Annotated in this window: 10 protein-coding genes; 8 read left to right on the top strand and 2 right to left on the bottom strand. The window is 45.0% G+C overall.

The window, feature by feature from the left end; all coding sequences use genetic code 11:
* The 3 genes from BACCOPRO_RS11980 to der all read left to right on the top strand — a co-directional run.
* Positions 1 to 861, top strand: an 861-nt coding sequence (locus BACCOPRO_RS11980) for a beta-ketoacyl-ACP synthase III (protein WP_008144006.1), incomplete at its 5' end; no start/stop codon positions are given.
* An 80-nt stretch (positions 862 to 941) separates the two neighbouring features.
* Entirely contained in the window at positions 942 to 1823 is an 882-nt protein-coding gene (era, locus tag BACCOPRO_RS11975; protein WP_008144004.1) for a GTPase Era, read from the top strand.
* A gap of 40 nt (positions 1824 to 1863) precedes the next feature.
* The gene (der, locus tag BACCOPRO_RS11970; RefSeq protein ID WP_008144001.1) at positions 1864 to 3177 is read left to right on the top strand and encodes a ribosome biogenesis GTPase Der; all 1314 of its coding nucleotides are present in this window, start codon (positions 1864 to 1866) and stop codon (positions 3175 to 3177) included.
* Between the two features lie 356 nt (positions 3178 to 3533).
* Here the strand turns inward: der and BACCOPRO_RS11965 are convergent, their stop codons facing one another.
* Positions 3534 to 4301 (bottom strand): ABC transporter ATP-binding protein, encoded by a 768-nt coding sequence (locus BACCOPRO_RS11965; protein ID WP_008143999.1) that lies wholly within the window; start codon positions 4299 to 4301, stop codon positions 3534 to 3536.
* Positions 4298 to 5041 (bottom strand): MlaE family ABC transporter permease, encoded by a 744-nt coding sequence (locus BACCOPRO_RS11960; protein WP_008143998.1) that lies wholly within the window; start codon positions 5039 to 5041, stop codon positions 4298 to 4300. Before BACCOPRO_RS11960 ends, BACCOPRO_RS11965 begins: the two co-directional genes overlap by 4 nt.
* Positions 5042 to 5175: 134 nt before the next feature.
* Here BACCOPRO_RS11960 and lptB point away from each other — a divergent pair, with 134 nt between their 5' ends.
* From lptB to recQ, 5 genes are all read left to right on the top strand, one after another.
* The gene (gene lptB / locus BACCOPRO_RS11955; RefSeq protein WP_008143995.1) at positions 5176 to 5991 is read left to right on the top strand and encodes an LPS export ABC transporter ATP-binding protein; all 816 of its coding nucleotides are present in this window, start codon (positions 5176 to 5178) and stop codon (positions 5989 to 5991) included.
* 170 nt (positions 5992 to 6161) lie between these two features.
* Entirely contained in the window at positions 6162 to 7508 is a 1347-nt protein-coding gene (tig, locus tag BACCOPRO_RS11950) for a trigger factor (protein WP_008143993.1), read from the top strand.
* A gap of 163 nt (positions 7509 to 7671) precedes the next feature.
* Positions 7672 to 8346, top strand: a complete 675-nt coding sequence (gene clpP / locus BACCOPRO_RS11945) for an ATP-dependent Clp endopeptidase proteolytic subunit ClpP (RefSeq protein ID WP_008143991.1) — start codon at positions 7672 to 7674, stop codon at positions 8344 to 8346.
* A 34-nt stretch (positions 8347 to 8380) separates the two neighbouring features.
* Positions 8381 to 9631 (top strand): ATP-dependent Clp protease ATP-binding subunit ClpX, encoded by a 1251-nt coding sequence (gene clpX, locus BACCOPRO_RS11940; protein WP_040311466.1) that lies wholly within the window; start codon positions 8381 to 8383, stop codon positions 9629 to 9631.
* Positions 9632 to 9769: 138 nt separating this feature from the next.
* Positions 9770 to 11953: a DNA helicase RecQ gene (gene recQ, locus BACCOPRO_RS11935; protein ID WP_008143988.1), complete on the top strand. Its 2184-nt coding sequence runs from the start codon at positions 9770 to 9772 to the stop codon at positions 11951 to 11953.
* Positions 11954 to 11971 lie beyond the last annotated feature (18 nt).

Here is an 11971-nt window from a genome sequence, read left to right as displayed (position 1 = left end):
CTTAACGAAGAAGGTTTGGGTACTTCTTATTTGGCTCGTAAGGCTGCGAAGCAGTTGATGCAGAAAACGGATTCTGATCCTGATTCCATTGATTGTGTAATTGTTGCCACGACTACTCCAGACTTCCATTTCCCTTCGACAGCTTCAATCTTGTGTGACAAGCTGGGCTTGAAGAATGCTTATGCATTCGATTTGCAGGCAGCCTGCAGTGGCTTCCTTTATGCAATGGAGACAGCTGCAAGCATGATCCAGTCTGGCCGACATAAAAAAATTATTATTGTGGGTGCCGACAAGATGTCGTCGATGGTTAATTATTCTGATCGTGCAACTTGCCCGATCTTCGGAGACGGTGCTGCTGCTTGTATGGTAGAGGCAACGACTGAAGATTATGGTATCATGGATTCTATTTTAAGAACTGATGGAAAAGGTCTTCCTTTCCTTCACATGAAAGCAGGTGGATCTGTATGTCCTCCGTCTTATTTTACGGTTGACAACAAGATGCACTATTTGTATCAGGAAGGAAGAACCGTATTTAAATATGCCGTTTCAAACATGTCGGATGTGACAGCACAGATTGCTGAACGCAACGGACTGACCAAGGATAATATTGCATGGATTGTTCCTCATCAGGCCAATATGCGTATCATTGATGCTGTTGCTTCTCGTCTGGAAGTGCCTTTGGATCGGGTAATGATTAATATTCAGCGCTATGGTAATACCAGCGCAGGTACACTTCCGTTGTGTCTGTGGGATTATGAGAAGCAGCTGAAAAAAGGCGATAATATTATCTTCACTGCATTTGGCGCAGGATTTACCTGGGGAGCCTCTTATGTGAAGTGGGGATATGACGGTAATAAATAATTTTCAGAATTAATGAAAATAGACAAGAAAACGCATCCCAATCCGATGCGTTTTTTTGTCTGTAAACAAATAAGTTGATTATGCATAAAGCTGGCTTTGTTAATATTGTGGGCAATCCGAATGTCGGAAAGTCTACTTTGATGAATTTGCTGGTGGGAGAACGTATTTCCATCGCAACATTCAAGGCGCAGACAACTCGTCATCGTATCATGGGTATTCTGAACACGGACGATATGCAGATTGTCTTCTCTGATACTCCGGGAGTTTTAAAACCGAATTACAAGCTTCAGGAGTCTATGCTGAACTTTTCAGAATCGGCGCTGGTGGATGCGGATGTACTGTTGTACGTTACGGATACGATTGAACAGCCCGATAAAAACCAGGAGTTTATGGAGAAGGTGCGTCGCTTGGATGTACCAGTCTTGTTGCTGATCAACAAGATTGACCTGAGCAATCAGAAAGATCTGGTAAAACTTGTGGATCAGTGGCATGAAATGCTGCCTAAAGCTGAAATTATACCCGTCTCAGCGAAGGCTCGTTTCAATGTGGATGCGGTCATGAAGCGCATCAGGGAACTGATTCCGGATTCTCCTCCTTATTTCGGAAAAGATCAGCTGACCGATAAGCCGGCCCGTTTCTTTGTGACGGAAATCATCCGCGAGAAGATTTTGCTGTACTATGACAAAGAGATCCCTTATGCAGTGGAAGTTGTCGTAGAGCAGTTTAAGGAAGAGGCCAAGAGCATTCACATCAATGCTGTTATTTATGTGGAACGCGATTCCCAGAAGGGAATTATTATCGGAAAGCAGGGCAAGGCGCTCAAGAAGGTAGCGACCGAAGCCCGCAAGACGTTGGAACATTTCTTCCAGAAAACCATTTATCTGGAAACTTTTGTGAAAGTGGATAAGGACTGGAGAAGTTCAGACAAAGAACTGAAAAATTTTGGTTACCAATTAGATTAATGATTCGGCTGTGACAGCCGTTAGACTGAAATAAAAGTATATGGGAAATTTAGTAGCAATCGTAGGACGTCCCAATGTGGGAAAGTCGACACTGTTTAATCGTCTGACCAAAACGCGTCAGGCTATTGTGAATGAACAGGCCGGTACAACCCGCGACCGCCAGTACGGAAAGTCGGAATGGCTGGGAAAGGAGTTTTCCGTAGTGGATACCGGAGGATGGGTGGTCAACTCGGATGATGTATTCGAAGAAGAAATCCGCAAGCAGGTATTGCTGGCTGTAGAAGAAGCCGATGTGATTCTGTTTGTCGTGGATGTAATGAATGGAGTGACAGACCTGGATGCACAGGTTGCCGGCATCCTGCGTCGTTCAAAGACACCGGTGATCCTGGTAGCCAACAAGACCGACAGCAATGAGCTCCAGTATAATGCTGCAGAGTTCTATTCACTGGGCTTGGGAGATCCGTTCTGTATTTCTGCCATGAGCGGAAGCGGCACGGGAGATCTGCTGGATCTCGTTTTGAGTAAATTCCGCAAGAATGTGGAAGAAACCGTCGAAGAGGATATTCCCCGCTTTGCCGTGGTAGGCCGTCCGAATGCCGGAAAATCTTCCATTATCAATGCTTTCATCGGAGAAGAGCGCAACATCGTGACCGATATTGCAGGAACTACCCGCGACTCTATTTATACGCGCTATGACAAGTTCGGCTTTGATTTCTATCTGGTAGATACGGCAGGTATCCGTAAGAAGAACAAAGTCAGCGAAGACCTGGAGTACTATTCCGTTATCCGTTCCATCCGTGCCATTGAAGGTTCTGATGTATGTATCCTGATGCTGGACGCTACCCGTGGAGTGGAAGGACAGGACTTGAATATCTTCTCGCTGATACAGCGCAACCAGAAAGGACTTGTAGTTGTTGTCAACAAGTGGGATTTGGTGGAAGACAAATCTGCCAAGGTGATGAAGACCTTTGAGGAAGCTATCCGCAACCGTCTTGCTCCGTTTACGGATTTCCCCATCATTTTTGCTTCAGCACTGACCAAGCAGCGTATTTTCAAGGTGCTTGAAACGGCTAAGGAAGTTTATCTGGCCAAAACAAAACGCATACCGACTGCCCGTCTGAATGAAGAAATGCTGCCGCTGATCGAGGCTTATCCGCCTCCTTCAAACAAGGGTAAGTATATCAAGATCAAATATGTGACTCAGTTGCCGAATACGCAGATTCCGTCGTTTGTATTCTTTGCGAACCTTCCTCAGTATGTGAAGGAGCCTTACAAACGTTTCCTGGAGAACAAGATCCGCGAACGCTGGGATTTGTGTGGAACACCGATCAACATCTTTATCCGACAGAAATAAGCCTTCCTGAGGCTGATACATAAAACTGAAGCCAACAGCTTTGCCGGTTGAATCTTCTGAATGCAGAAGGTCGCCTGCAAGGCTGTTGGCTTTTATTCTGAGCGGAAATCTGCCCCCGGGAAAATCGTCTGGAACTATACGAAAAATCGACCGCACGTTTCCGTCTCATCGAGTAGTACGATTCGGGCTCATCGTGCGGTCGATTCCGCTCCAACGACCGCACGTTTCCAGCCCCTCTTCCAGACACCTTCTGAGGCTTCTCTGAAAGGCTTCGGGCTTTTCAAAAAACGTTTCGGCGTTTATGGAAAAAGAATTCGGGCTTTTCGTGAAAACGTCTCGGCGTTTTTGAAGCTTTGTCAGCGCTCGGCTTTTGTTTCTTCTTTTTTGACTTTCTTGAGCAGGTCTGAAGCAAAAATGAAATTGTTCAGCTTTTCATTGGTTGCGGAGAACACTTCATCTTTGTTGCCTTCCCATTCTTTGTGTCCCTGATAGATGTAGAGAATGCTGTCGCCTATGCCCAATACGGAGTTCATGTCGTGAGTGTTGATGACAGTGGTCATGTTATACTCAGTCGTGATGTCATGTATCAGTTCGTCAATCACCAGTGAGGTCTTCGGATCCAGACCCGAGTTGGGCTCGTCGCAGAACAGATACTGAGGCTGGAGCGCAATGGCTCTGGCAATGGCAACACGTTTCTGCATACCCCCGCTGATTTCTCCGGGATATTTCTTTTGTGCGTCAATCAGGTTTACGCGATCCAGGCAGAACTGTGCCCGTTTGACACGTTCGCGGTAAGTCTGGTTGGAAAACATGTCAAGCGGAAACATGACATTCTCCAGAACGGAGAGAGAGTCGAACAAGGCCGCGCTCTGAAAGATCATTCCCATTTCGCGTCTCAAGGCTTTCTTTTCCTTCTTGCCCATGTTGATGAGGTTACGTCCGTCGTAGAGGACTTCTCCTTTTTCGGGGGTAAGCAGGCCCACCAGACATTTCATGAGGACGGTTTTTCCCGAACCGCTCTGTCCGATAATCAGGTTCGTCTTTCCGTTTTCGAACGTAAAACTGATGTCATTCAGCACCGTACGTTCTTCGAATGATTTATAAATAGAATTAATCTGTATCATCCCATTAACAATTGAGTAAGTATTAAGTCGGAAAACAGGATCAGTACGCTGCTTGATACAACCGAGTCGGTACTGGCTTTTCCTACGGCAATGGATCCTCCTTCCACCGTGTAGCCGAAATAAGCCGACACACTGGCAATGATGAAGGCAAAGAACAGTGACTTGATGAAACTGCACCAGATGTACCATTCAATAAAGCAGTACTGGAGTCCGTATTCCAGATCCGTTGCATTCATAATCCCGGCGAACCAGGCGGTACAGAAGGCGCCGATGATCCCGGCGAATATACTGAATATCACCAGCAACGGAATGATGGTCATCAGTCCGAGAATCTTGGGCAGAATCAGATAAGAAGCAGAGTTGATACCCATGATCTCAAGAGCATCGATCTGTTGGGTGACACGCATCGTTCCGATTTCTGAAGCAATGTTGGATCCCACTTTTCCGGCCAGGATCAGACACATGATGGACGATGAAAATTCCAGAAGCAGGATCTCACGGGTTGTATAACCTACAACGAAGCGCGGCATCCAGGGACTTTCGATGTTCAGCTTGATCTGGATACAGATGACTGCTCCGATGAAGAAAGAGATCAGAAGTACGATACCAATGGAATTGATACCCAGCTGCACCATTTCATTGATGTATTGCTTGAAATACATTCGGATGCGCTCCGGGCGGGCAAAGACGCGTCCCATCAGCATCAAGTATTTCCCTAGAGTAGAGATTGGTCTTACCATATTTTTTCAGAATAATTTCTCGCAAAAATACTGCTTTTTGGCTATATTATAATAAAAGATGAGATGAAAATCCGCAGGATGACCACATTCCCCAAGTTTTTTACTACTTTTGCGATAGCTAAGAAGAAAAAGTTATGGCAGAAAATATTCAACAGCATCAGGAAGAGACTTTTCAGCTTCCAGCCGACGGACGTATGGTGCTTCGTACGGAGAATCTGGTCAAGAAATATGGCAAGCGAACGGTTGTGAGTCATGTTTCCATCAACGTGAAGCAGGGTGAAATCGTGGGACTTCTCGGTCCGAACGGAGCGGGAAAGACGACTTCGTTTTACATGACGACCGGACTGATCGTTCCCAACGAAGGACATATCTATCTGAATGATATGGATATTACGTCCTACCCCGTATATAAGCGTGCGCAGAATGGTATCGGCTATCTGGCGCAGGAAGCTTCTGTGTTCCGCAAGATGAGTGTGGAAGACAATATCGCTTCGGTGCTTGAACTGACAAATACCACTCCCGAATATCAGAAAGAAAAACTGGAAAGCCTGATCGCAGAGTTCCGTCTGCAGAAGGTGCGCAAGAATCTGGGTGACCAGCTTTCCGGAGGAGAACGCCGGCGTACGGAAATAGCGCGTTGCCTGGCTATTGACCCGAAATTCATCATGCTCGACGAACCTTTTGCCGGAGTCGACCCGATTGCCGTAGAAGATATCCAGCATATTGTATGGAAACTGAAGGACAAAAACATCGGAATTCTGATTACTGACCATAACGTACAGGAAACATTGAGCATTACAGACCGTGCCTATCTGCTGTTCGAAGGAAAAATCCTTTTCCAGGGAACACCCGAAGAACTGGCCGAAAACAAGATTGTGCGTGAGAAATATTTGAGTAACAGTTTTGTGCTCCGCCGCAAGGATTTCCAGTTGAAGGATATCAGGGAATAAACGATATCCGGAACTCACCGTCGGAAAGGGGTGAGGAATTGGAAAGGCTGTATTTTAGCAAGATGTTAGCTTTTTTTAGCATAACAGTTTGGTATTTGAGAGATTAAACACTAATTTTGCAACCTCTTTGGATAAAAAGAATAATATAGTAATAATTAAATAAACCAGAAATGAATATTTCATTGCAAAACGTAGACAGCGTAAGCGCAGTGCTTACTGTCCAGATCGAAAAAGCTGATTATCAGGAAAAAGTAGAAAAGGCTCTGAAGACTCTTCGTCAGAAAGTGAATATGCCGGGATTCCGTAAGGGAATGGTACCTGCAGGTCTGATCAAAAAACAGTACGGTGTGTCTGTACTGGCAGAAGAAATCGACAAGCTCCTGCAGGAAAAGGTATTTGAATATATCCGTGAAAATAAAGTAAACATGCTGGGTACTCCGCTGCCGAAAGAAAATCAGGTGAACTTCGAAACCGAAGAAAACTTTGAATTCTCTTTCGATATCGCACTGGCTCCGGAATTCAACGTAGAATTGTCTGCTAACGATAGCGTAGATTACTATGATATCAACGTAACCGACGAAATGGTTGACCAGCAAGTGAAGATGTACACTCAGCGTACTGCAAAATATGAAAAAGTAGAAGACTATCAGGACAACGACATGCTGAAAGGTCTGCTGGCTGAGCTGGATGAAAACGGAAATACCAAAGAAGGTGGCGTTCAGGTAGAAGGCGCTGTAATGATGCCGGTTTACATGAAGAACGACGAACAGAAAGCTATCTTCAACGGTGCCAAGACAAATACCGTACTGGTATTCAATCCTTCTGTAGCATTCGACAACAATGAAGCAGAACTGGCTTCTCTGTTGAAACTGAAGAAAGAAGAAGTTGCTGACCACAAAGGTAACTTCAGCTTCCAGATTGAAGAAATCACTCGTATGATCCCGGGTGAACTGACTCAGGAACTGTTTGACCAGGTTCTGGGCGAAGGCAAGGCACACAGCGAAGAAGAATTCCGTGCTCAGATCAAGGAAACTATCGCTAAACAGTTTGAAGCTGACAGCGACTACAAGTTCCTGATCGACGTTCGTACTTACCTGACCAACAAGATCGGTAAGCTGGAATTCCCGGATGCACTGCTGAAACGCATCATGCTGGACAACAACAAGGAAAAAGGTGAAGAATTCGTTGCTGAAAACTACGAAAAGAGCCTGGAAGAACTGACCTGGCACCTGATCAAGGAAAAACTGGTTGCAGCTAACGACATCAAGGTTGAACAGGGTGATCTGACCAACATGGCAAAAGAAGCTACTCGCGCTCAGTTCGCTCAGTACGGTATGATCAATGTTCCTGAAGAACTGCTTGAAAACTACTCTAAGGAAATGTTGAAGAAACAGGAAAGCGTAGAAGCTTTGCTGAACCGTGTGGTAGAATCCAAGCTGTCAGAAACTTTGAAAGGCCAGGTTACTTTGAACCACAAGGCTGTTTCTGCTGAAGAATTCAATCAGATGTTTCAATAATTGACAGATAAGACAAGTTTTGGCAAGTGCTAAAACTTATTAAAAAAGGAGGGGCTTTTGACCCGGGTTTCTCTGTAAAACGGAAGTGTTTTGTACATTTGTTCTTGCAGAAAAACGGGAGGTCGGAAGCCTCTCTTCATTATTCACAATAAACATACTGGACATGAAAGATGATTTTAGAAAATATGCTACCAAGCATTTGGGTATGAGCAGTATGGTACTCGACGATGTGATCAAGTCACAGGCCGGTTACCTGAATCCTTATATCCTGGAAGAACGCCAGCTGAACGTAACCCAGCTTGACGTGTTTTCCCGTTTGATGATGGATCGCATTATCTTTCTTGGCACACAGATTGACGACTATACGGCAAATACCTTGCAGGCACAGCTGCTGTATCTGGATTCTGTAGATGCTGGAAAGGATATTTCTATTTATATTAACTCACCGGGCGGATCTGTTTATGCCGGACTGGGTATCTATGACACGATGCAGTTTATCAGCAGCGACGTGGCTACCATCTGTACCGGAATGGCTGCTTCCATGGCTGCAGTCCTGCTGGTTGCCGGAAAAGAAGGCAAACGCTCTGCGCTGACACATTCGCGTGTGATGATCCATCAGCCGATGGGTGGAGCTCAGGGACAGGCTTCAGACATTGAGATTACGGCACGTGAAATCCAGAAGTTGAAGAAAGAACTCTATACCATCATTGCCGATCATTCACATACGGATTTTGATAAGGTGTGGGCTGATTCAGACCGTGATTACTGGATGACTGCTCAGGAAGCAAAAGAGTATGGTATGATTGACGAAGTGCTTTCACGCAAACCGGGAGTGTAAAGAGTCGGATTATAATTAAAAACATTTTGTAACATTGGAAGATAAATCATCAAAATCCAGAGCCAAAAGACGCTGCAGCTTTTGCGGCCGTTCGGAAGATGAAGTCGGATTTCTGATCACGGGAATGAACGGATGTATCTGCGATTCCTGCTCGGAACAGGCTTATGACATTGTGCAGGAAGCAATGAAGCAGAAATCAGGGAAAGCCGGTGATCTGGATATGAACGAACTGCCAAAGCCGAAAGACATCAAGGAATTTCTGGATCAGTATGTCATCGGACAGGATGATGCAAAGCGATATCTTTCTGTGGCGGTGTACAATCACTACAAGCGCTTGCTCCAGCCTGTGACAAAAGATGACGTAGAAATCGAAAAATCAAATATTATCATGGTGGGAAGCACCGGTACCGGTAAGACGTTGCTGGCGCGTACCATAGCGAAATTGCTCCATGTTCCATTTACGATCGTAGATGCAACGGTTCTTACCGAGGCCGGATATGTGGGGGAAGATATCGAAAGCATCTTGACACGTCTGCTTCAGGCTGCGGACTATAATGTGGAAGAAGCAGAACGGGGAATTGTCTTCATTGATGAAATCGACAAAATTGCCCGCAAAGGAGACAATCCGTCCATTACCCGTGACGTCAGCGGGGAAGGTGTACAGCAAGGTTTGCTGAAGCTGCTGGAAGGTTCCATCGTCAATGTTCCTCCCCAGGGAGGCCGCAAGCATCCGGAGCAGAAGCTTATTCCGGTCAATACCAAAAATATCCTGTTTATTTGCGGAGGTGCTTTTGACGGCATCGAACGGAAGATCGCCCAGCGTCTGAATACGAACGTGGTAGGTTATAGTGCAGCCAAGGAAACGGTAAAGGTGGACCGCAACAATCTGATGCAGTATATTGCTCCTCAGGACTTGAAGTCATTCGGACTTATTCCGGAAATTATCGGACGTCTTCCGATCCTGACCTATCTGAATCCGTTGGACCGTCAGGCTTTGCGCAATATTCTTACCGAACCGAAGAACTCAATCATCAAGCAGTATGTGAAACTGTTTGAGATGGATGGCGTGAAACTTGAATTCCAGCCGGAGGTGTTTGAGTATATCGTAGATAAGGCGGTTGAGTATAAACTCGGTGCCCGTGGTCTGCGAGCCATTGTGGAGACTATTATGATGGATGTCATGTTTGACCTTCCTTCGCGTAAGGTGGATAGTTTTGTCGTGACACTCGAATATGCAAAGTCACAAATGGAAAAGGCTAACTTGTCTCGTCTGCAAATGGCCTGACAGGTAAAAATGAAATGAAATATAGACTCCGGTAAAAATATCTCCCGAAAAAGTTGTGAAAAATGAAAAGTTGTTTATAACTTTGTTAGACTAAGTGAGATGATTTTTACTAAGATGAACCATTAAAATAAGGGAACAATGACGGGAAATATCAATTTGACGGAACAATTGAAGAAGTATTTTGGTTTTGATACGTTCAAGGGAAACCAAGAAGCTATTATCCGTAACCTGTTGGAAGGGAAAGATACCTTCGTTCTGATGCCGACAGGAGGCGGAAAGTCGTTATGCTATCAGCTTCCTTCGCTCTTGATGGAAGGAACGGCAATTGTTATTTCCCCTTTGATAGCCCTTATGAAAAATCAGGTTGACGCAATGCGTAACTTCAGTGAAGAAGACGGAGTGGCGCATTTCATCAACTCTTCATTGACGAAGTCGGCCATTGATCAGGTTAAGTCGGATATCCTTAGCGGAAAGACCAAGCTGCTTTATGTGGCTCCGGAATCGTTGACGAAGGAAGAGAATGTGGGATTCTTGAAACATGTGAAGATTTCTTTTTATGCGGTGGACGAGGCTCATTGTATTTCTGAGTGGGGGCACGATTTCCGTCCTGAATATCGCCGCATCCGTCCGATCATCAATGAAATCGGAAAGGCTCCGGTTATTGCTTTGACCGCTACTGCCACTCCGAAGGTAAAGATGGATATCCAGAAGAACCTGGGTATGACGGATGCTGTTGAGTTTAAATCTTCTTTCAATCGTCCCAATCTGTATTACGAGGTACGTGCCAAGACGGCCAATGTAGACCGTGATATTATCAAGTTTATCCGGCAGAATGAAGAAAAGTCGGGTATTATTTACTGTCTGAGCCGGAAGAAAGTGGAAGAACTGGCTGAAGTGCTTCAGGCAAATGGTATCAAGGCCCGTCCTTATCATGCGGGGATGGATTCAGCCACACGTAGTGCCAATCAGGACGCATTCCTGAAAGAAGATATTGATGTCATTGTGGCTACGATCGCTTTCGGTATGGGTATTGATAAGCCGGATGTACGTTTTGTAATCCATTATGATGTGCCTAAGAGCCTGGAAGGCTATTATCAGGAAACAGGACGTGCGGGACGTGACGGAGGAGAAGGACAATGCATTACTTTCTACTCGAATAAAGACTTGCAGAAACTTGAAAAATTCATGCAGGGAAAGCCTGTGTCAGAACAGGAAATCGGAAAGCAGTTGTTGCTGGAAACAGCAGCTTATGCTGAGTCATCAGTTTGTCGCAGAAAGATTTTGTTGCATTATTTTGGAGAGGAATATACAGAAGATAATTGTGGTAATTGTGATAACTGTTTAAACCCGAAAAAACAAGTGGAGGCTCAGGATTCGTTGTGTGCAGTGATTGAAACAATCATTGCTGTGAAAGAAAACTTTAAACAAGATTATATAATTGATGTGCTTCTGGGACGCGAGACCAGTGAGGTTTTGGCTCATAAGCATGAAGAGTTGGAGGTGTTCGGTTCTGGAATGGGAGAAGAGGAGCGCTTATGGAATGCTGTTATCCGTCAGGCTCTGATCGCAGGCTACTTGACCAAAGATGTTGAGAACTATGGCTTGCTGAAGGTGACTCCCGAAGGACATAAGTTCTTGAAGAAGCCCAAATCCTTTAAGATTGTAGAGGATAATGACTTTGACGAAGAAGAAGTTGAAGAAGTTCCGTTGCGGAGTGGCGCTTCTTGTGCAGTTGACCCGGCATTGTTCTCTATGCTGAAAGACTTGCGTAAGAAAATGTCCAAGAAGCTGGATGTTCCGCCCTATGTTATTTTCCAGGATCCGTCATTGGAGGCGATGGCTACTATTTATCCGGTAACTCTGGAAGAACTTCAGAACATTCCGGGCGTAGGAGCTGGAAAAGCAAAGCGCTATGGACAGGAATTCTGTGAGCTGATCAAGAAACATTGTGAGGAAAATGAAATTGATCGTCCGGAAGATCTTCGTGTCCGTACGGTAGCCAATAAGTCAAAACTGAAAGTTTCCATTATTCAAAGCATTGACCGGAAAGTGGCATTGGATGATATTGCCGTTGCCAAGGGTATTGACTTCAATGAATTGCTGGATGAAGTGGAAGCGATTGTTTATTCCGGAACGAAACTGAATATTGACTATTTCCTGGATGAAATCATGGATGAAGATCATCTGGAAGATATCTACGACTATTTCAAGGAATCAACTACTGATGGAATAGAAGAAGCAATGGATGAACTGGGAGACGATTATACCGAAGAAGAAATTCGTCTGGTAAGGATCAAGTTCATTTCTGAAATGGCTAACTGATAAAAACGATATGGAGAG

It is taken from the genome of Phocaeicola coprophilus DSM 18228 = JCM 13818 (assembly GCF_000157915.1).
In the GTDB taxonomy this organism is placed as follows: Bacteria; Bacteroidota; Bacteroidia; order Bacteroidales; family Bacteroidaceae; genus Phocaeicola; species Phocaeicola coprophilus.
The sequence above is the reverse complement of the archived record's forward strand: the minus strand, read 5'-3'. Positions and strand labels throughout refer to the sequence as shown.

Bases quoted from the DNA above. Each gene is read 5' to 3' on its own strand.
- era (WP_008144004.1), top strand. From the start codon at position 942: ATGCATAAAGCTGGCTTTGTTAATATTGTGGGCAATCCGAATGTCGGA.
- lptB (WP_008143995.1), top strand. From the start codon at position 5,176: ATGGCAGAAAATATTCAACAGCATCAGGAAGAGACTTTTCAGCTTCCA.
- clpP (WP_008143991.1), top strand. From the start codon at position 7,672: ATGAAAGATGATTTTAGAAAATATGCTACCAAGCATTTGGGTATGAGC.
- tig (WP_008143993.1), top strand. From the start codon at position 6,162: ATGAATATTTCATTGCAAAACGTAGACAGCGTAAGCGCAGTGCTTACT.
- BACCOPRO_RS11965 (WP_008143999.1), bottom strand. From the start codon at position 4,301: ATGATACAGATTAATTCTATTTATAAATCATTCGAAGAACGTACGGTG.
- der (WP_008144001.1), top strand. From the start codon at position 1,864: ATGGGAAATTTAGTAGCAATCGTAGGACGTCCCAATGTGGGAAAGTCG.
- recQ (WP_008143988.1), top strand. From the start codon at position 9,770: ATGACGGGAAATATCAATTTGACGGAACAATTGAAGAAGTATTTTGGT.
- BACCOPRO_RS11960 (WP_008143998.1), bottom strand. From the start codon at position 5,041: ATGGTAAGACCAATCTCTACTCTAGGGAAATACTTGATGCTGATGGGA.